The organism is Chlamydia sp. (assembly GCF_017472245.1).
GTDB lineage: Bacteria > Chlamydiota > Chlamydiia > Chlamydiales > Chlamydiaceae > Chlamydia.
In genome coordinates this window covers 258907-278578 of the sequence record NZ_JAFUQR010000008.1, presented here as the reverse complement: position 1 = coordinate 278578, position 19672 = coordinate 258907, and the positions used below count along the sequence as shown (strand labels likewise).

Genomic DNA, 19672 nt, shown 5'->3' with positions numbered 1-19672 from the left:
GAGGGATTCGAACCCTCGGTACCCTTTAAGGGGTACGCGTCCTTAGCAGGGACGTACTTTCGACCACTCAGTCATCTTTCCAATGAAACAACCGAACTAACAACCAGCTCGGAAAGAACGAATTTACACAAGAGTAATTTTTTTGAAAAGCAAGAGTTGCCATCTAGCTTCCTTGAGAAAGAACTAGTCCCTGCTGTCCACCGACAGACGATATTCTCTTTGCCCCCGTTTCCTCTTGAGGATATATCACTTAATCCCCTACCCTGACCGAGAAAGTCTCTTCCCTAATGGAATAACAGAATAAAGTGAAACCTGCCATGGCAACCCAAACTAAAAAACCTCATTCTACTCAACTCCTTTCCCTTCCTAATTCAAAAGAATCTGAAATGATTGTGTTGGGGTGCATGTTGACGAATGTCAATCACCTGAACCTTGCAGCGAACCTTTTGCAGGAGGATGATTTTTATTTTTTGGAACATCGTATCATCTTCCGCGTGCTGCAAGATGCCTTCAAATTAGATCGCCCCATGGATCCTCATCTTACGGGAGAAGAGCTGAAGCGACGAGACCAACTTAACGTCATTGGAGGCGCTGCTTACCTGATTACTTTATCAGAATTTGCAGGAACAGCTGCTTATATTGAGGAGTACGCTGAGATCATCCGCTCTAAGTCAATTTTGAGAAAAATGATCCAAGCAGCCAAAGATATAGAGAAGAAAGCTGCTGAAGAACCCCGAGATGTAACTACAGCCCTAGATGATGCTCAAAATATCCTGTTTCGCATAAGTCAAACGACAAACTTAGCCCCTTACGTTCTTGTCGCAGACAAACTCAAGGGTATTTCTTCCACTAAGGATAAATCTTTTTTACTGGCTTTACAGGAACGCCAAGAGGCTTTCCAATCCAGCCCTCATGATGCAAGCATACCAACGCTTTCAGGCTTTCCCACTCACTTTCTGGATCTAGATAGAATGATTAATGGGTTTAGTCCATCTAACCTCATTATTCTTGCTGCACGGCCTGCTATGGGGAAAACAGCTTTAGCACTAAATATTGTAGAAAATTTTTGTTTTGAAAGTCGTCTTCCTGTCGGGATTTTCTCTCTAGAGATGACAGTTGACCAGCTTATTCATAGAATAATCTGCTCACGCTCTGAGGTAGAAGCAAAAAAAATCAGCATCGGAGATATTTCTGGAAGAGATTTTCAACGTGTTGTCTCCGTGGTTAGAGAAATGGAAGAACACACTTTACTGATTGATGACTATCCGGGTCTAAAGATTACGGATCTTCGAGCCCGAGCAAGAAGAATGAAAGAAAGCTATAACATCCAGTTCCTTGTTATCGATTACCTACAGTTAATCTCCAGCTCAGGTAATTTAAGAAACTCAGATTCGCGGAACCAAGAGATCTCTGAGATTTCCCGAATGCTTAAAAACTTAGCTAGAGAACTTAATATCCCTATCCTTTGTCTTTCTCAGCTGTCAAGAAAAGTCGAAGATAGAGCAAATCATAGACCTTTGATGAGCGATTTACGAGAGAGTGGAAGTATTGAACAAGATGCCGATCAGATCATGTTTTTACTTCGCCGGGAGTATTATGACCCCAACGACAAACCAGGAACAGCTGAATTGATTGTTGCTAAAAACCGACACGGCTCAATTGGATCTGTACAATTAGTTTTTGAGAAAGATTTCGCCCGATTCCGCAATTACGCTGGATGCGAGTTCCCCGGATAAACAAGTTTATTCCCAAAAATTGACTGCCATTGTAAACTTCTGCCCATCGCCCGGTGGAAGCTGGGGGGTACTTTAAGGACAAGCCTGAAGAAAACGGAGCTTTCGCTCGGATCTTTAGGAATTAGCTGGGTCTTCTAAAAGACTCACCTATTATTCTTTGCGTAAACTATTAAGAAGAAAACCATGTCATCTGTTAAGAAAAAACGAAGACTTAAGATCGCCAAGCACAAGCGTAAAAAAAGACGCAGAAGAGATCGTCATAAAAATAGATAGTTAGATTGTTTGGGCTCTATGTGGACGTTTCCCGTTGATTACGATGTGATAGTCGTTGGTGCAGGGCATGCTGGCTGTGAAGCTGCGTGTTGCGCTGCTAAAATGGGGGCGTCTGTCCTACTTCTAACCTCAAATCTAGATACTATCGCAAAACTCAGTTGTAATCCCGCTGTGGGAGGTATCGGTAAAGGGCATATCGTCCGAGAAATCGATGCCCTAGGTGGGGTTATGGCTGAAGTTACCGATTTATCTGGGATTCAGTTCCGTATTCTCAATCAAACTAAAGGTCCCGCAGTCCGAGCTCCTCGTGCTCAAGTGGATAAACAGCTTTATCATATCCACATGAAGCGCTTATTAGAGCAAGTGTCAGGTTTGCACATCATGCAGGGTTCGGTAGAGTCTCTCTTAGATAATGGGGAGCGGATTTTGGGAGTGTCAACAAAAGAAGGATGGGCTTATCTAGGGAAGACGGTAGTGCTATCTTCTGGGACTTTCATGCGAGGGCTAATCCATATTGGAACTCAGAATTTTTCTGGAGGGCGCCTAGGAGATGCAGCTTCTTCAGGTCTTTCTGAAAATCTGAAGCGGTTGGGTTTCCCCTTAGGGCGCTTGAAAACTGGGACTCCTGCCCGTCTGTTAGCTTCGTCTATTGATTTTTCGGTAATGGAGGAACAGCCTGGAGATCAAAACGTTTGTTTTGTACATCGAAACGAAGCTTTTGTCCCTCAATTACCTCAAGTTTCTTGTTACATCACTCATACGACAGACAAAACCAAAGACCTTATCATCAATAATTTGCATCGTTCTGCTTTATATGGTGGACGCATAGAAGGTGTAGGACCTCGGTATTGTCCTTCAATAGAGGACAAGATTGTTAAGTTTTCGGATAAGGATCGCCATCATATTTTTATTGAGCCAGAAGGCCTCAATACGCAAGAAGTTTACGTTAACGGGCTATCTACATCGATGCCTTTCGATGTACAGTATGAGATTGTTCACTCAGTAGCAGGCTTAGAAAATGCGGTAATTACGCGCCCTGCTTATGCTATAGAATATGATTACATCCAAGGGAATGTGATTCTCCCCTCTATGGAATCCAAACTTCTTGACGGACTGTTCTTGTGTGGTCAGATCAATGGAACTACAGGATACGAAGAAGCTGCTGCGCAAGGCTTAATTGCCGGGATTAATGCTGTGAATAAAGTCTTGGGGCGCCCAGCATTTATACCTACTCGTCAAGAGTCTTATATTGGAGTTATGCTGGATGATCTCACAACCCAAGTACTAGATGAGCCTTATCGTATGTTCACGAGTAGAGCTGAGCATCGACTACTTTTGCGCCAAGATAACGCTGGCATACGCCTCTCCCATTATGGGCATTCTTTAGGACTACTGTCCAACGAGCGTTTCGCTATGTTTCAACAGCAAAAAGAGTGCATAGAACAAGAAAAAGAACGTCTCGCAAAAATTTTTAGAAAATATGGTGATACAGTTGTTCCTTTGACCAAGGTCTTATGTCGTCCAGAAATTTCTTACCAACAACTTCTTGCAGAGTTTCCTGAAGATGTCAAAAGTTTAGGGCCCATTGTTGAAGCTTCCTTAGAAATGGAAATTAAGTACGCAGGTTACATTTCTCGACAGCAAACCCTAATTCGTAATATGGAGAAATCTGAAAACATTTTAATTCCCGAAGATATGAACTATAACAGCATATCAGCACTAAGTTTGGAAGCTAGAGAAAAGCTTTCTAAATTTACTCCACGTACGATTGGATCCGCTGCCAGAATTTCAGGAATTTCTGTAGCAGACATTCAGGTACTTATGATCTCTTTAAAAAAAGATGCTCATTGATTGTGTTTTTGTCGACTGCGAAGGACTTCCTATTTTTCAACAACTTCAACTTGAAGAAGCCCTTTTACGTACTTCGACTCAAAATTTTTGTTTGGTGAATATATTTCTTCCAGAAGCTGTGGTGTTAGGGATCTCCCGGATCCCAGAAAAGGATCTATACCTAGAACACTTAAGACAAGATAATATTCCCATTATCCGTCGGTATAGTGGTGGAGGAACAGTTTTTCTGGATGCTGATAGTCTAATGGTCTCTTGGATTATTAATTCCCCTTCTCCTTTACCTGCTTCAAAAGATCTTATGCAATGGACAGGAGATCTTTATGCACCAATTTTCCCACCAGGATTTGCAACTACGGAAAACGATTACACCTTTTTTGGTAAAAAAATTGGGGGGAATGCTCAATATATTCAAAAACATCGTTGGGTTCACCACACTACATTTCTTTGGGATATGAACCCCCAAAAGCTTGCTCGTTACCTTCCTATCCCTCAAATACAACCATCTTACAGGAAGAACCGCCCACATAATGAGTTCTTAAGAACCATCCATTCTCTATTTAACTCAAAAGAAGACTTTATATCGCAATTACAGCACGCAGCAGCAGATAAGATTATTTGGGAAAGAGGTTCTGTTCAAGAATTAGAAAAAGCACTGCGACTCCCCCATCGACAGGCGACTCAGATGATTTAAAAAATCCCCTTCCTCTATTCTATACAAGAGAGAAGAAGGGGCCAGCAAAATCTCAAAAACAATTATGCTGCGGAGTTGACTATCTCTGTTTTAGCAAAGAAATACCCCACCTCAACGGCAGCATTCTCTAGACTGTCAGATCCATGAACAGCATTAACTCCTATAGACTCTCCGAATAAAGCTCGTATAGAGCCTTCCACAGCTTCTCTAGGATTCGTTGCTCCCATTAACTCTCTGTTACGAGCGACAGCATTTTCCCCTTGCAGTACCATTACTACAACAGGGCCAGAGATCATAAAGTCTACCAGTTCTTGGAAAAAAGGTCTCTCTTTATGAACAGCATAAAATCCTTCTGCTTCTTTAACCGAGAGATGCACCATTTTCATTGCAGCAACACGCAGCCCAGCTTTTTCAAAAATAGAAATAATTTCCCCTATATGAGCCTTGCCCACAGAATCAGGTTTGATTATTGATAATGTTTGTTCCATATATTCTCCTTTTGCCTCTATTCTTCTTTTGCAACGGCACGCGGCAAGCAATCATCTCCATACAGAAAAGAGGCCATTTTAACACAATTGTGAGAGAACTATAACTGAGCTAAACATTTTCAGAAACTCTCGAAACAAGGCTATAAATTCTAAGCTTTTCTTAAAGCTACAGGAAGGAGTTCCGTTACAGAGGCATCTTCAGATAACTCCTGAACAGCTTCGGTCATCATACGGTCCGCTGCGAACCTGGAAAAGCCTAAGTTCATTAGAGCGCTTATGCCTTCTTTGAAAGAAGAAGAGATAGGTGAAGTCATAGGCTCTTCCAAAGACAGAGGCATTAAAGCAAAAAGCCTTTGTTTAAGATCAATCATAAGCTTCTCTGCTGTTTTTTTCCCTATACCAGGAACCGAAGCAATAGCCTTTATATTTTCAGAACGAACTATAGAACATAGCTCCTGTAAAGGGAACATATTCAAAATAGCCAAGCCAGTTTTGGGGCCAATACCAGAAAAAGAAATTAACAAACGAAAGCATTCCCTTTCCGCTCTTGAGCTAAACCCGTATAAGACATGTTCTGTCTCATTGAAAATACTATGAATATAAACTAGAACTTCTTGGTGCATTAGTTCACGTAAATCAGCCCGAAACCTATCTGAAAGCATGACGGCATAACCTATACCAAAACTTTCAATAACAACATAAGCCCCATCAGACTGGGTTAATTTTCCTTTAATATATTCATACATCTGCGTCTAACGTTATTGATTACAAAAGAACTTTCTTTAAGTTCTGATAAGGAGATAGGTGTGCATGACACATAGCTAGAGCAAAAGCATCCGCAATATCCTCATTATCAGTGGCTAAAAGATCAGGGACATTCAGCAATTTACTTACCATAAGCTGTACTTGCTGTTTCGAGGCATTTCCTTTACCTACAGCGGCCTTCTTAGCAGTATTAGGAGAATACTCAAATACAGAAACGTCGTGTAAAGACGCCGCTAATAACAACACTCCTTTAGCCATTCCTAGCTTAATTGTACTTTGAGGATTTTTATGAACATACTGTGTTTCTAATACAACTGCTTGAGGAGATTCTTGCTGAAGAATTGTGGAAATCTCTGTAAATAACTGCTTATATCTGTGAGACAAAGGCTGTTTCTGAGGAAGTTTGATTTTTCCAAAACTATGTGGGAAGATTTGGTATCGATTCTCCACACGAATGAGTGCATATCCACAAACCAAAGTTCCTGGATCTATTCCCATAATCAGATCCGCCATGCCCCTTTCACCCGAGTCTTTTATTTTCCTTATGTCGTTGTGAATTTTATACAATAAAGGAAAGCGTTACCAAAGGATCTGACAAATTAAACCTCTTCTTTTGCTAAAAATCGATCTATTTGTTCTTCTAGTATCTTAATTTTATGCTCATAGCACAATCGTCTACCTTCGCTAACTTCCATTTGCTGGACGCTCTCAACTAAATCACGTTTCAGCTCATCAATAACATCATTTTGGTGACGTGCTTGCTGCAACTTTTCAGCTAAACGATTTTGCAACCAGCTATTTTCCGCTTGTAACTTAGAAATCTCCTGCCGACTTTCATCTTCTTGAGATGCGAGTTGTGATTTCAATTCACAGACTGTCTTTTCCCATTCTGCCTGTGACTGTTCTCTATTTGCGGATTGTATTTGTATCTGCTTCTGGTTTCTAAGCAAATCTTCGCTCATTTTGGTACAAACACCAAACAGAATCTGGCAAGTATTCTCCCACTCCATAATATCGGCGTCCTTCCAAAGACAGAACAGCTGAAGCATAGAACGAGAATACTCTTCGTATTGATTTGGTGGAATAAACGAACGAATCTTGCGAAACTGCAATAAAGACAGCAGACGTAGCTTAACTAAAGACCAAAGCCACATCAAAAAGATCCCTCTAGTTAAATAGCCTTCCTTACCTATAAATCAAAAAGGCATTATTGTCTCAAGACCTAAGAAAAAAGATGTGCTCAGAACAAGACTCGAACTTGCACGGGCCAAAGCCCAAGGGATTTTAAGTCCCTAGTGTCTACCATTCCACCATCTGAGCAAAAACAACGAGGACTTCTTGAGCCCTCGCCATCCTTTTGAAAAAGGAACCTGCGTACGCAACTAACAGGACCTCAGGGGGATTTTATGTTAAATACTGAAAAAATACAACAAACTTCTCACTCTTCTGAAGAAACACTATCATGAGCAGGAACTTCTAAAGACAAGCTAGGCAGCTCTTCTTGAGGCTCTTGAACAGGCTTTTTATTGTTTTCTCTAGTAAAGACAACCGTATCCTCATCCGCTAAAATAGATTCGATGACATCACTGCTTTCATTTACCAAAGCATTTAAAGACTCATTCAAATCCACAGACGTTACAGGCTTAGACTCTTCAGATGATTGCTCAGGCCCTTCACAAATCAACCGAGTAGGAGGGGGAATTAAAGAAAATCTTCGTTCAGTAGAATCTCCTTCTTCTGAGGAAGACTCTTGCAAACATTCCTCCACAACTGTATCGATCATTTCTTGAGAAGACCCGACCGCATCAGCTATTTCTTTGCTACTACGACGCCGTCCCTGTTTTTTCTTTTCTTTCCACTTCTCGCTCTTAAACTCTTTACGTCTTTCTTTTCTAGACATAGGAGCTGCTGGAGCAGGCTCTGAAACTTCCTCTTCAGCAGAACTTGTATCCTCTCCTGAAGGAGCAGTAATTGGAGCAACCTTCGGCATTTTTAATAAAGCTTCGCGTCCGCTAACAATCTTAACTCCTCGGTCCAAACCAACTGCTTTAAGATTAATTTTGGCATCACGAACTTCCATAACTTCATAATCAGCTGCAGGAACCAAAAATGGCTTACTGTGATCACAATTACGAAAGAAACAAGTACCCCCTAAACGGACTACCTCTATAGCTTCCACAATAAAGGGATCCTGAGATAAATGTTTTGAATTACGAACGGATAACTTGTACCCTTCTTTAGATGTAATAACAGTCTCAATGACTGGATCTCTTGTAAAATACACAACCAAACCTTTATTTAGAGTTTCCTTGTATATACTCTAATAAATCTACTATACGAGTCGCATAGCCTATTTCATTATCATACCAAGCTATCAATTTGAAAAATCGATCATTCAAAGCAACCCCAGCCTGAGCATCAAATACGGACGAATACTCACAACCAATAAAATCAGAAGAAACTACAGCTTCTTCTGTATAATGCATAATACCTTGCATACTCGTATTGGCTGCAAGCTTCACAGCCTCACAGATAGCCTCATAGGTCGTAGCAGAACTCAACTTAACCGTCAAATCCACTACAGAAACATCCGCTACAGGCACCCTAAAAGCCATTCCTGTCAACTTTCCTTTAAGCTCAGGCAAGCACAATCCTACGGCCTTAGCAGCCCCTGTGGAAGCAGGAATAATATTTTGGAAAGCTCCGCGTCCTCCTCTCCAATCCTTCCGAGAAGGTCCATCCACCACACTTTGTGTAGCTGTAGCTGCATGAACTGTTGTCATCAATCCTTCTTCTATACCGAAGTTATCCAACAGCACCTTTGCTAAAGGAGCCAAACAGTTAGTTGTGCAAGAAGCATTAGAAATGATTACGTCATTAACTGAATCGAACTGGTGATGATTAACCCCCATAACAAACGTAGGGACATCCCCTTTGGCAGGAGCTGTTATCAATACTCTCCTAGCTCCAGAATCCAAATGCTTCGCAGCATCATCCCTATTAACAAATAATCCAGTGCTTTCAATGACGACATCAACATCCAAATCCTTCCAAGGTAGCTTTTGAATGTCTTTCTCTGCTAAGAAACGGATCTTTCTCTCTCCAACCACCAAACACCCTTCGGCGAAAGTAGCTTGCGAAGCGAAAGATCCGTGTGTAGAATCATATTTAAATAAATAAGTTAAAAGATCACCTGCGACTAAATCATTAATGGCTACAACTTCAATGGGAGAATTCCTTTTCAGAATCTGTCTTAAAACTAATCGCCCAATTCGTCCAAAACCATTAATTACAACTCTCATTATCAAATCCCAGGTAGTCAGTGTTTTCGAAAAATTAGCGTTAATCCGCTAAAAATTCTATAATACACTTTTGAGCATTATCACCAACCCTATTTTGCAACTTCAAAATACGTGTATACCCACCATTTCTCGAAGAAAATCTGGTTGCTAATACATCAAATAACTTCCCAATAACTCTTCTATCAACATTATAAGCGGATAGGTCTCCTGCCTTAGCCTGACGAGCCTCCTTGCTAGTTAGCGTATTATATCTAACCATAAGACGCCCAACAGCAAGTCTTCTTGCAGCTAAAGTATTTTTCTTGGCTAAAGTCACCATTCTATCTGCATGACGACGCAACTCTTTGGCTTTAGGCAACGTAGTCTCTATTCTTTCATTGTGAATTAAAGACTTTAACATATTAGCCAACATGCAACGATTATGCGAAGAAGTACGACCAACCCTAAATTTTTTTCTAGCGTGTTGCATATCCCTTTTTATCCCTTGGCATTCTTACTCGACCGAATTTTTTCGGCATACCATTTCATTTTTTCTTTGACATTATCTAAGCCAACACCAAATTGGCTGAGGTCCATGCCTAACTCTAATTTCATTTCTTTCAGTTTATTTTTAATCTCACAAAGAGACTTTTTCCCGAAATTTCTAAACTGTAACAGACGAGGTTCTGGCATAATTACTAGCTCCCCAATCGTCTCAATATTAGCATTAGACAAACAATTTGTAGATCTTACTGAAAGTTCGATCTCATTAATGCCCAAAACTAATTTGTGAAGAATATCGTCTTTGTTCTCTTTTTCTACCGATATGGCTTCTTCAAAAACGATCCTTTTCTCGTCCATTCTTTCAAACACTGAAAAATGTTTGCTCAAGATCTGTGTAGCAAAAGCCACAGCCTCTTTAGGAGCCACACGCCCATCAGTTTCTACTTGTAATACTAAACGATCAAAATCTGTATCTTGTCCAACACGGGTATCTTCAACAAAATAATTTACCAAAACAACAGGAGAAAATGCCGCGTCTAAAACAATCTCATTGATCTCTTTTTCTTGAAGAACAATTCTTTCAGAAGGAGTATATCCTCTACCAAAAGCAACCCGCAACATTACTTCAAGCTGCATGGGACGCGTTACCGTAAAAATGACGTGATCTGGATTTACAGCCTCAAACGCCCCTTCCTGCAACAAGTCTTCTAAAGTAACAGCCCTTTGACCTCCGGCAGCAGCTAAATCAGAAGCATCAATAGAGATTGTAGCTCTCAATTTTTGAGAAGATCTTCCCCCTTCACAATCTTGCAGAGGGTATTTTTTAAGCAAAGCACCTTTCAAATTCAAAACGATATTGGTAACATCTTCAATAATTCCCTCTACCGCCATATATTCATGCAAAACCCCTGTCATAGAAAAGGAAACAATAGCAGGAGCTTCCAAGCCGATTAGCAGAGCCCGTCTCAAAGCGCTCCCCAATGTGTGCCCCATTCCCTTCTCCAAGGGATCTGCAACAAACCGAGCTACTTTATCTACGCCACCTGAGGCTCCTTCAATGGGAGACATTTTTACTGATTTTGGCAACTCAAATTTATTATAAAGTAAATTATGCGAACTATCCGACATCCCAAACTCCTTAGCTATACTATACTCTTCGTCGTTTTCTTGGCCGACACCCGTTATGTGGGACGGGAGTTTCATCTCGGATAACAGAAACAATAAGCCCAGAAGAAATCAATGCCCGTACAGCAGACTCTCTTCCAGCCCCTGTTCCTTTTAAGCTTACTTCAACCTCTTTCAAACCAGAGCTCATAGCCGTTTTAGCTGCGTCTTGAGCCGCAACAGTCGCGGCAAATGCAGAAGATTTTCGAGATCCGGAGTAACCAACTTTCCCTGCAGAAGCCCACGAAATTACATTACCAGCAGGGTCCGTTATGGTCACAATTGTATTATTAAAAGTAGCCTTAACATGGACAACGCCCGAAGGAATGTTTTTTACTTGCTTTCTTTTTACGCCTTTTTTTTGCGCTTGATTTTTAACCAAAACACTCTCTCCTAAAAATTATTATTTCTTCTTACCTGCAACAGTTTTACGTTTACCTTTACGCGTGCGAGAATTTGTTTTCGTTCTCTGGCCACGAACAGGCAAAGAAAGTCTATGTCTTTGTCCACGATAAGCATGGATCGTAATTAAACGTTTGATATCAGATTGCACACGACGGCGCAAATCTCCCTCAACAACGTAATCCGACTGCAAAAGAGCGTTCAATCGACCGACTTCTTCTTCAGTCAATTCTGCAGCTCTAGCCTCGGGATTCAACTGCAACTTAGCAATGATCTCTTTAGAAAGAGCTGGCCCTATTCCATAAATATATGTAAGACTTATTTTTAATTTTTTTTTCGCGGGAATATCTATTCCAATGATGCGTGGCATACGAAGGGCCTCCCTTAAAGTAGTATAAGCATCTTAGGTCAAAAATTGTTATTTTTCAACGTCTTCCTTTGGAGCGGTCCTTCTTTAAAACCCCGTCATAACGCCGGACTAAAAGGAAAGCGTCTACTTGCTTCATCGTATCTAAAATAACTCCGACTACGATAAGCATAGCAGTTCCACCCAAAAAATAACTGACGTTTGCGTCAACTCTTAAAATCCTTCCCAAAATAGAAGGTAGTATAGCTACAACAGCTAAAAACATAGCGCCCAACAAAGTCACCCTATTCATCGTGTATTCGAGATAGGTTTGAGTTGGTTTCCCTTGTCTAATACCAGGAATAAACGCTCCATTTTTCTTCATTTCGGAAGCTATTTGTTCTGGGCGAAACTGTGTAGCAGTCCAAAAATAAGTGAAGAATATAATGAGCAGCACATAAAAAATGGAGTAAAATACGCTACCAGGAGACAGCATATTAGCTATACGTTTCAGCCAAGAAGACTCTGAAGAAAGAAATTGGCTAATCGTAGCAGGAAACATGAGTAGTGAAGAAGCAAAAATAACTGGAATCACTCCGGCATAATTCACTTTCAATGGAAGATAAGATCCTCCACCCAAAACCTCTCTTCGTCCGATAATTCTACGTGCATGCTGAACGGGAACTTTTCTAACTCCTTCAATAATTAACACAGTTGCGACCAAAACGAAGACGAAAACCGCGCAAAGAATCAAAAGAGAAATAATTCCAAATTCAGAAGGATCCTGAGATCCCAAATTTAGCTTATTGAAAATAGATCCCAAAACAGAAGGGAATGAAGCTAATATTCCCAAGGTAATGATCAAACTAATCCCATTACCAACCCCCTTATCGGATATCTGTTCTCCAACCCACATGAGCAAAAGAGTCCCTGTTGTCATTACGACAACAGTTGTCAAATAAAATACCCAAGGGGCGCCAAACAATTTTAAAGACAACACCGCAGGAAGAACTATTCCAGGAACAACAAAATTCATTCGTAAAGCGAACTTCGCAAAAAGCAAAGATTGCACACAAGCCAACACCAGTGTGAACAATCTTGTCATTCTACCTAACTTCCGCTTCCCTTGATCAGGAGCTTCTCGCATTTCCCTCTGCAAAGTGGGCATAAAAACCACCAGCAGCTGTACGATAATAGAAGCTGAGATATACGGAACAACTCCAAGAGCTATCACCGTCATTTGAGCAAAAGCCCCTCCGGAAAAAATATCCGCCAACTGAAACAGATTCTGGCTGGATCCTAATAACTGATTAAAATAGGCTACAGCACGCTCTCCGTTAATTCCTGGAACGGGAATAAATACTCCGATCCTACATAGCGCAAGCAAAGAAAACGTAAAAAATATTTTTTGTCTCAGCTCAGAAATCGAAAACACTTGTCGCAATGTAGCCATAAACTTTACCTAAAAGCTTTAGTTAAACAGCCTCGATAAGACTTTTTACCCCTTCTGACAGCACTATTGCAGCATCTTTCCAGATTAATTTCTTATCTAAAGCTCCTCTAAGGATCACTTTAACGCGAGAAGTTTCTCTGTGAATCACTTTTTTCTGTTTTAAAATTTCTAGAGATACTTCTTCACCGTTTTCAAAAATCTCATTCAAGCGTTGTGTTGCGATTTCTTCAACAAGTTTATCAAAACGTTTATGAGAAAACCCTCTCGTAGGCACTCTTCTATACAAAGGAACGCCACCGCCTTCATATCCAAAACGTCTCTTATATCCAGATCGGCTACCATCCCCTTTATGTCCCCGACCACTTGTTTTTCCATGGCCAGAAGATGGGCCTCTACCCAAGAGCTTAGTTCTTCGCTTACGAGGCGAAGGATCTTGTAAATACTCTAACTTAATCATTAGTAACGGCTCTCCTTTTCATAATATCATCTTTACAAGAGAGTGTCAGGAGAGCTTTAAAAGCAGCTTTTACCTGATTCATAGGATTATTAGATCCCAAGCTCTTTGCTACAATGTCTTTCACCCCGGCCATCTCTAAAATTAAACGAATACGAGATCCTGCAACGATTCCGGTTCCTGGCTTAGCAGGTTTCAATAAAAGTTCTGCTCCATCATGGTTAACAAGAACCTCATGAGGAATAGATCCTCCCTCAAGAGAATTGATAGAGACAAGATTTTTTCGAGCAGCATCCCCGCCTTTACGAATAGCGTCGGTCAATTCATTAGCTTTCGCAAACCCGAAGCCTAAACGCCCTTTTCTATCGCCTACTAGAATAAGCGCAGAAAAACTAAACTTACGGCCTCCTTTAACAACCTTACAACAACGGTTGACGACGAGAACCTTCTCTTCCAGCTGATCTTCCTTATGAGAATTTCTTGATAGCGTCATTATCTAAACCTTCATTAAAACTGTAATCCACCCTCTCTAGCGCCATCAGCAACCATAGCCACTACACCATGATACTTATGAGCTCCTCGATCGAAAACAATCCGATCTATCTGAAGGCATTTCCCTAATTCAGCAATTTTTATCCCTAAAGCCTTGGCATTATCCTGATTTTTCTTTGCTAATCCGGAAGTTTTTGAAGCCTTAGCTAAAGTCGAAATAGATGCTAAAGTCTTTCCTTCAACATCATTAATCAGCTGTACATAAATATGTTTATTTGTCTTTACAACGGATAATCTAGGCTTTAAAGCACACCCTTTTAAAGCTTTTCGTACTCTTAAAGCTCTGCGAGTTTTCCCCAAAGTTTTCTTACATAAAGAACTTTCCATAGTTCGACTCTACTTTACCCTCTATTTTTTACCAGTTTTCGCTGCTTTCCCAGCCTTACGACGCACATATTCGTTTTCGTAACGAATTCCTTTGCCTTTGTAGGGCTCTGGAGGGCGTTTTGCACGAACACAAGCCGCAAATTCTCCAACCAATTGCTTATTGATACCTTTGATGGAGATTAAAGTATTTTTCTCAACAGAGACTTCTAATCCTGCCGGAATCGGCATTTTTGTAAGGTGAGAAACCCCGATTGATAAATCTAAAAAGGCACCTTGCACTGCAGCTCTGAAGCCGACTCCAATCATTTCCAAACGCTTCTCAAATCCAAGATGGACACCTTTGACCATATTTGCTATTAAAGCCCAATAAAGCCCTTGCATACGACCAGGTCTATCCGTCACATGAGCCGCAGGAGAAACAAACACCTCATTACCTTTAACAGCAATCTCAACTTCTTTAGCCAATACCTGTGTCAAAGCCCCTTTAGGCCCATTCACGGAGATTTCATTATTTTGAATAGAGACCTCTACGCCTTGAGGAAGTACAATAGGGTCTCGAGCTTTACGAGACATTCGTTACCGTCCTAATCTTTTAACTTGCTACCAAACTAAACAAAGCAACTCGCCGCCAACATTCTTAGCTCTAGCTACAGAGCCTTCTAAAACTCCTTCAGGAGTCGAAAGAACGGCAATACCCATATTTCCGAAAACATAAGGAATTTTTGCAGCAGAAACATAGACCCTTCTAGAAGGCTTAGATACACGCTTAAGAGCATGAATCACAGGTCTGCGATCTTCCCCGTATCGCAAGAAAACCCTCATAAGTCTTTTGCGATTTTCCTCTTTTACTAAAAAATGTGCAACAAACCCGTGTTGCTTGAGAATTCTCACAATCGCCTCAAGCATCTTACTGTGCTCGATATCAATATACAAATGCTCTGCCATTAAAGCATTTCGAATCCGTGTCAATAAATTTGCAATCGAATCACTCGTCATTCCCATACCGACCTACATCTCCCTTATTGAGCCTTCTTGAAACGCAAGCCCATACACTCTAACAAGGTAAGGCACTCCGCATCGGTTTGTGCTGTGGTTACCCATGTAATATTCATCCCCTGAGATCGTTTAACACGATCTAAATCCACCTCAGGGAAGATTTGTTGATCATCTAAACCAAGAGAATAGCATCCTCGCCCATCCCCTTTACAAGAAAATCCCCTAAAGTCTCGAATTCTTGGAGAGACAATATTGCAAAAACGGTCCATAAAGTCATACATACGAATTCCACGTAGAGTAACTTTTGCACCAATTCCTTGCCCTTCACGTAATTTAAAGCCCGCAATAGAGTTTTTAGCTCTCGTTACCAATGGCTTTTGACCAGAAATAACTGCTAATTCCTCCAAATGAGCCTGAAAAAGGTTTTTATCCTTCGCAGCCTCAGCAAGCCCCATGCTTATTACGATCTTTTTAAGAACAGGGATTTGCATAACATTTTCATACTTAAACTTATCTTGAAGAGTTTTTCTGATCTCTTCAGTATACAGTTTTTTTAACCTGCTCATATTAACCCTTTCTCTCTCTTACCAGTCGGTATAATGAAGAACTTCCATCAGAATGCTTATTCCAAAGCTCTCGTCCTTTTTCTGTAACTTTAACAAACAGTCTAGCAGGCTGATTATCGATACTCAAACGTACGTTAGAAATATGGAGAGGAGCCTCAATATTAATGCGCTTCCCTTTAGGATTTTCTTGAGAGCGTTTAATATTTTTCACTCGGACATTAATTCCTTCAACGACAACCTTATCTTTTAAACAACGTAAAACTTTTCCTTGCTTACCCTTGTCGTTTCCAGCAAGCACATAAACAGTGTCACCGACACATACACTACGTCTCTTCATATCATCTTACCTTTAAATCACCTCAGGAGCCAAAGAACTAATTTTAATGAAGCCGCGATCCCGAATCTCTCTTGCTACAGGCCCAAAAATTCTAGTTCCTTTAGGATTGCCTTTATCATCGATGATTACACAGCTATTTGTATCAAATCTTAATGTAGATCCATCTTTACGACGAATGTTATTTCGAGTTCGCACAATAACAGCCTTAACAACATCCCCTTTCCTTACGGAACTATCAGGCTCAACATCTCTTACAGAACAAACAATCACATCCCCGACTGTTGCGTAACGCCGACGAGACCCGCCTAGAACTTTGAAACACTTTACCTTTTTAGCTCCCGTATTATCGGCAACTTTTAACTGACTTTCTTGCTGGATCATAATCGTTAAACCACCACTAATTTACACGCTCGACAACCCGCCATCTCTTTGTTTTAGACAAAGGACGCGTCTCTTGGATTCGAACAGTATCACCCTCTTTCACATCCAACTCATTATGCGCATAATACTTGCTAGAATCCCTAACTACCTTAGCATATTGAGGGTGCGAGTATACTCTTTCCACTCGAACAACAACAGTTTTTTCCATTTTTGATGAGACAACTACACCAATTTTGGTCTTTCTTCGGCCTCTCACATCACTAGCCATGGACTCTATCCTTTTTTTCTTGTTTTATTGTTAGAGCACGAGCAACATTTTTCTTATACACAGAAAATTGATGAGTTTTTACAGCTTTATTCTGTAAAGCAGCTTCTGCTCGTAATGTGAAAAGAGCTTTTTTGTTATCATGAATAAACTCATCTAACTTTTCTGAACTTTTTTCTCTAAGCTCCGCTAATAAATTCTTTTTTGCTCCCATACTACACCCTTTCCACACGCTTAACAAAGCGAGTTCTGATCCCTAATTTCGCTGCAGCTCTTCTCAAAGCGTCTTGAGCATCTTCTTTCGAAACGTTTGCTACTTCAAATAAAATACGTCCGGGACGAACAACAGCTACCCAATGATCAGGAGCTCCCTTACCTTTACCCATTCGAGTTTCAGCAGGTTTTTTCGTTACGCTTTTATCAGGAAAAATTCGAATCCAGACCTTTCCTTTACGTTTTAAATATCTGTTGATAGCAACCCTACATGCCTCAATTTGGCGACTAGTAATCCATCCTCTTTCTAAAGTCTGCATTCCAAACTCGCCGAAGTCAACAAACGTTGCTCCTTTACTTAATCCAGCAAACTGACCTTTCTGCTGCTTGCGAAATTTTGTTCGTTTAGGCATTAACATAATAATTCACACACCCTTATAACCTGCCTGCATTACGCAGCTGCTGTTGAGACAGTACCTGCATGACTAGCCGCAGGAACGGCCTTATTTTCACCAAGATTAATCCAAACTTTTATGCCGATAATTCCATAAGTAGTCTCTGCAGATGCCGTAGCGTAATCAATATCTGCTCTAAGCGTATGAAGAGGAACACGACCGTTTTTATACCACTCTGATCGAGCAATCTCAGCTCCAGCCAAACGACCTGAAACTTGAACTTTAACTCCAAGAGCTCCAGCATCCATCACCGATTGCAAAGCTTTTTTCATGGCTCTTCTGAAAGACACTCTTCTTTCTATTTGTTTGGCAATACCATCTGCTACAAGCTGAGCATTTAACTCTGGACGTTTAATCTCTGCAATCTCGACCCAAACGTCTTTCCCGGTTAATTTTTTCAATTCAGCTTTTAAAGATTCTACCTCAGCTCCCTTTTTCCCAATCACCAATCCAGGTCTAGCTGTATGAATGGTCACTTCTATTTTACCACTCATACGTTTCACAACAAAACCTGCCGCACCTTGACAAGAGGGTTTCTTTTTCAAGAATTCTCGAATTTTCACATCTTCAATAAGAAATTTTCCGAACTCTTGATTATTCCCGTACCATAAAGATCGCCATTTTTTAGTAACCGCTGTACGGAACCCTACTGGACATCCTTTTTGACCCATATCTTACTCCTACTGCCCTCTCTCGCCAACAATTACAGTTAGATGACTCGTGCGCTTCAAAACAGGGGCTCTTCCCCCACGACTTTTTGATTTCATTCTTTTGAACATTGGGCCAGCATCCACCCGAACTTCAACAACGCAAAGATTTTCACGTTTTATATTTTCATTAGATTCCGCATTCGCAACTGCGCTATCCAAAACTTTCTTAAGACATCTCCCAGCTTTCATTTGAGAAAAGCTGAGCTGCTGTTGAGCCTCAATAACACTACGGTTTCTCATTAACCCCGCAGCTAAACGAGCCTTTCTTGGCTGAACCCGTATGTATCGGGCCGTCGCTTTAAACATAACCTGTCTCCTTATGACTTACCCTTTCTTAACGGGATGGCTCTTAAACATTCTTGTTGGAGAAAATTCTCCCAATTTGTGCCCAACCATGGTTTCAGACACAAAAACCGTCAAAAATTTACGACCATTATGAACTTCAAAAGTGTGTCCAATCATTTCTGGAGTAATCATAGAACGACGAGACCACGTTTTAATTGGAGATTTCTTCTCCAAAGAGTTCATATCTCGAACCTTTTTAAGAAGGTGATGATCAACAAAAGGACCTTTTCTTAGCGATCTACTCATAATCCCTATTTCCTTCTATCCTTAACTATCCATTTATTGCTCTTACGTTTATCACGAGTCTTCAATCCTTTCGTGACTTTACCCCAAGGAGTCTGGGAAATATATCCGTTATGACGCCCTTCACCACCACCATGTGGGTGATCAACAGGGTTCATTGCTGTTCCTCGAACTGTTGGACGAATTCCTTTCCAACGACGACGCCCAGCTTTGCCATCTACGCATAAGTTGTGATCTGCATTGGAAACCTCTCCAATAGTAGCTCGACACATTTCATTTAACATACGAAACTCGCCAGAAGGCATTTTTAAAGTAACATACCCGGCAGTTTTGGCAATAATTTGGGCAGAAAGACCTGCAGAACGAACTAACTTACCTCCAGAACATGGTCGCATTTCCACATTATGGACAGAAATGCCCAAAGGAATACTCTTAAGAGTCATACAACATCCGGTCTTAAAAGGACTTCCTTCACCAGAAATGACACGATCGCCACGCTTAATTCCTTTAGGAGCTAAAATATAACGCTTCTCCCCATCTACATAATTTAACAACGCAATGTAAGCAGAGCGATTCGGATCGTATTCTACAGAAGCAACTTTAGCCTCAATCCCATCTTTATTGCGCTTGAAATCAATGACTCTATAAAGACGTTTAACTCCTCCACCGCGATGACGGCAGGAAATATGTCCTAAATTATCTCTTCCTCCAGAACTCTTTTTGAAAAAAGAAAGCTTTCTGTTTGGACGAACACTTCTCTTGGAACCGGATCCTTCTAATTCTCCTCGAGTAGTAAGCTCGTCAAAAGAAGGCAGAATCAACTGTCTCGTTCCGGGAGTTACTGGTTTAAACTTTTTAAACATGTTATTCTTTT

At 40.8% G+C, this 19672-nt stretch carries 30 protein-coding genes and 1 tRNA gene; 4 read left to right on the top strand and 27 right to left on the bottom strand.

What is annotated here, in order from left to right:
- Positions 1-317: 317 nt before the first annotated feature.
- The 4 genes from dnaB (at position 318) to IJ490_RS04340 (ending at position 4551) form a co-directional block, all read left to right on the top strand.
- Positions 318-1736: a replicative DNA helicase gene (dnaB, locus tag IJ490_RS04350; protein ID WP_291894678.1), complete on the top strand. Its 1419-nt coding sequence runs from the start codon at positions 318-320 to the stop codon at positions 1734-1736.
- Positions 1737-1919: 183 nt separating this feature from the next.
- Positions 1920-2009, top strand: coding sequence for an AURKAIP1/COX24 domain-containing protein (locus tag IJ490_RS04600; protein WP_071804592.1), 90 nt, complete (start codon positions 1920-1922; stop codon positions 2007-2009).
- Between the two features lie 18 nt (positions 2010-2027).
- On the top strand, positions 2028-3860 hold the full coding sequence (mnmG, locus tag IJ490_RS04345; RefSeq protein WP_291894674.1) for a tRNA uridine-5-carboxymethylaminomethyl(34) synthesis enzyme MnmG: 1833 nt from the start codon (positions 2028-2030) through the stop codon (positions 3858-3860).
- A complete protein-coding gene (locus IJ490_RS04340; protein ID WP_291894671.1) occupies positions 3850-4551 on the top strand; it encodes a lipoate--protein ligase family protein in 702 nt (233 codons plus the stop codon). The genes mnmG and IJ490_RS04340 overlap by 11 nt, the downstream gene beginning before the upstream one ends.
- Before the next feature lie 62 nt (positions 4552-4613).
- Here the strand turns inward: IJ490_RS04340 and ndk are convergent, their stop codons facing one another.
- From ndk to rplB, 27 genes are all read right to left on the bottom strand, one after another.
- Positions 4614-5039 carry a nucleoside-diphosphate kinase gene (gene ndk / locus IJ490_RS04335; RefSeq protein ID WP_291894668.1) on the bottom strand — a complete coding sequence of 142 codons (426 nt, stop codon included), beginning with the start codon at positions 5037-5039 and terminating at the stop codon, positions 4614-4616.
- 149 nt (positions 5040-5188) lie between these two features.
- Positions 5189-5785 carry a Holliday junction branch migration protein RuvA gene (gene ruvA, locus IJ490_RS04330; RefSeq protein WP_291894665.1) on the bottom strand — a complete coding sequence of 199 codons (597 nt, stop codon included), beginning with the start codon at positions 5783-5785 and terminating at the stop codon, positions 5189-5191.
- Between the two features lie 19 nt (positions 5786-5804).
- Positions 5805-6317, bottom strand: coding sequence for a crossover junction endodeoxyribonuclease RuvC (ruvC, locus tag IJ490_RS04325; protein ID WP_291894664.1), 513 nt, complete (start codon positions 6315-6317; stop codon positions 5805-5807).
- A gap of 86 nt (positions 6318-6403) precedes the next feature.
- A complete protein-coding gene (locus IJ490_RS04320) occupies positions 6404-6958 on the bottom strand; it encodes a hypothetical protein (protein ID WP_291894662.1) in 555 nt (184 codons plus the stop codon).
- A gap of 83 nt (positions 6959-7041) precedes the next feature.
- A tRNA-Leu gene (locus IJ490_RS04315) sits at positions 7042-7124 on the bottom strand.
- A 118-nt stretch (positions 7125-7242) separates the two neighbouring features.
- Positions 7243-8088 (bottom strand): GrgA family transcription factor, encoded by an 846-nt coding sequence (grgA, locus tag IJ490_RS04310; RefSeq protein ID WP_291894660.1) that lies wholly within the window; start codon positions 8086-8088, stop codon positions 7243-7245.
- A gap of 10 nt (positions 8089-8098) precedes the next feature.
- On the bottom strand, positions 8099-9106 hold the full coding sequence (gene gap, locus IJ490_RS04305) for a type I glyceraldehyde-3-phosphate dehydrogenase (protein WP_291894658.1): 1008 nt from the start codon (positions 9104-9106) through the stop codon (positions 8099-8101).
- 40 nt (positions 9107-9146) lie between these two features.
- On the bottom strand, positions 9147-9575 hold the full coding sequence (rplQ, locus tag IJ490_RS04300) for a 50S ribosomal protein L17 (RefSeq protein WP_291894656.1): 429 nt from the start codon (positions 9573-9575) through the stop codon (positions 9147-9149).
- A gap of 8 nt (positions 9576-9583) precedes the next feature.
- On the bottom strand, positions 9584-10717 hold the full coding sequence (locus IJ490_RS04295; RefSeq protein WP_291894654.1) for a DNA-directed RNA polymerase subunit alpha: 1134 nt from the start codon (positions 10715-10717) through the stop codon (positions 9584-9586).
- 19 nt (positions 10718-10736) lie between these two features.
- Complete coding sequence (gene rpsK / locus IJ490_RS04290) at positions 10737-11135, bottom strand: 30S ribosomal protein S11 (protein ID WP_291894652.1); 399 nt, start codon at positions 11133-11135, stop codon at positions 10737-10739.
- A 21-nt stretch (positions 11136-11156) separates the two neighbouring features.
- Positions 11157-11525 (bottom strand): 30S ribosomal protein S13, encoded by a 369-nt coding sequence (rpsM, locus tag IJ490_RS04285; protein ID WP_291894648.1) that lies wholly within the window; start codon positions 11523-11525, stop codon positions 11157-11159.
- A 55-nt stretch (positions 11526-11580) separates the two neighbouring features.
- A complete protein-coding gene (gene secY, locus IJ490_RS04280) occupies positions 11581-12954 on the bottom strand; it encodes a preprotein translocase subunit SecY (RefSeq protein WP_291894644.1) in 1374 nt (457 codons plus the stop codon).
- 22 nt (positions 12955-12976) lie between these two features.
- On the bottom strand, positions 12977-13411 hold the full coding sequence (gene rplO, locus IJ490_RS04275) for a 50S ribosomal protein L15 (protein WP_291894642.1): 435 nt from the start codon (positions 13409-13411) through the stop codon (positions 12977-12979).
- On the bottom strand, positions 13404-13901 hold the full coding sequence (rpsE, locus tag IJ490_RS04270) for a 30S ribosomal protein S5 (RefSeq protein ID WP_291894639.1): 498 nt from the start codon (positions 13899-13901) through the stop codon (positions 13404-13406). The genes rplO and rpsE overlap by 8 nt, the downstream gene beginning before the upstream one ends.
- Positions 13902-13915: 14 nt before the next feature.
- The gene (rplR, locus tag IJ490_RS04265) at positions 13916-14287 is read right to left on the bottom strand and encodes a 50S ribosomal protein L18 (RefSeq protein ID WP_291894636.1); all 372 of its coding nucleotides are present in this window, start codon (positions 14285-14287) and stop codon (positions 13916-13918) included.
- Between the two features lie 21 nt (positions 14288-14308).
- Positions 14309-14860: a 50S ribosomal protein L6 gene (rplF, locus tag IJ490_RS04260; protein WP_291894633.1), complete on the bottom strand. Its 552-nt coding sequence runs from the start codon at positions 14858-14860 to the stop codon at positions 14309-14311.
- A gap of 27 nt (positions 14861-14887) precedes the next feature.
- A complete protein-coding gene (gene rpsH, locus IJ490_RS04255) occupies positions 14888-15289 on the bottom strand; it encodes a 30S ribosomal protein S8 (RefSeq protein WP_291894630.1) in 402 nt (133 codons plus the stop codon).
- Positions 15290-15306: 17 nt separating this feature from the next.
- Complete coding sequence (gene rplE / locus IJ490_RS04250) at positions 15307-15849, bottom strand: 50S ribosomal protein L5 (RefSeq protein ID WP_291894627.1); 543 nt, start codon at positions 15847-15849, stop codon at positions 15307-15309.
- 1 nt (position 15850) lies between these two features.
- Entirely contained in the window at positions 15851-16186 is a 336-nt protein-coding gene (gene rplX, locus IJ490_RS04245) for a 50S ribosomal protein L24 (RefSeq protein WP_009872719.1), read from the bottom strand.
- Positions 16187-16198: 12 nt separating this feature from the next.
- A complete protein-coding gene (gene rplN / locus IJ490_RS04240; RefSeq protein ID WP_291894584.1) occupies positions 16199-16567 on the bottom strand; it encodes a 50S ribosomal protein L14 in 369 nt (122 codons plus the stop codon).
- Positions 16568-16583: 16 nt separating this feature from the next.
- Positions 16584-16835 carry a 30S ribosomal protein S17 gene (gene rpsQ / locus IJ490_RS04235; RefSeq protein ID WP_291894581.1) on the bottom strand — a complete coding sequence of 84 codons (252 nt, stop codon included), beginning with the start codon at positions 16833-16835 and terminating at the stop codon, positions 16584-16586.
- Positions 16828-17046 (bottom strand): 50S ribosomal protein L29, encoded by a 219-nt coding sequence (gene rpmC / locus IJ490_RS04230; RefSeq protein ID WP_291894578.1) that lies wholly within the window; start codon positions 17044-17046, stop codon positions 16828-16830. The genes rpsQ and rpmC overlap by 8 nt, the downstream gene beginning before the upstream one ends.
- A 1-nt stretch (position 17047) precedes the next feature.
- Positions 17048-17464, bottom strand: a complete 417-nt coding sequence (gene rplP / locus IJ490_RS04225; protein ID WP_291894574.1) for a 50S ribosomal protein L16 — start codon at positions 17462-17464, stop codon at positions 17048-17050.
- Positions 17465-17496: 32 nt separating this feature from the next.
- Positions 17497-18171, bottom strand: coding sequence for a 30S ribosomal protein S3 (gene rpsC / locus IJ490_RS04220; RefSeq protein ID WP_291894571.1), 675 nt, complete (start codon positions 18169-18171; stop codon positions 17497-17499).
- 9 nt (positions 18172-18180) lie between these two features.
- On the bottom strand, positions 18181-18516 hold the full coding sequence (rplV, locus tag IJ490_RS04215) for a 50S ribosomal protein L22 (RefSeq protein WP_291894568.1): 336 nt from the start codon (positions 18514-18516) through the stop codon (positions 18181-18183).
- 18 nt (positions 18517-18534) lie between these two features.
- Positions 18535-18801: a 30S ribosomal protein S19 gene (rpsS, locus tag IJ490_RS04210; protein WP_291894565.1), complete on the bottom strand. Its 267-nt coding sequence runs from the start codon at positions 18799-18801 to the stop codon at positions 18535-18537.
- A gap of 5 nt (positions 18802-18806) precedes the next feature.
- Complete coding sequence (rplB, locus tag IJ490_RS04205) at positions 18807-19661, bottom strand: 50S ribosomal protein L2 (RefSeq protein WP_291894562.1); 855 nt, start codon at positions 19659-19661, stop codon at positions 18807-18809.
- Between the last annotated feature and the right edge of the window lie 11 nt (positions 19662-19672).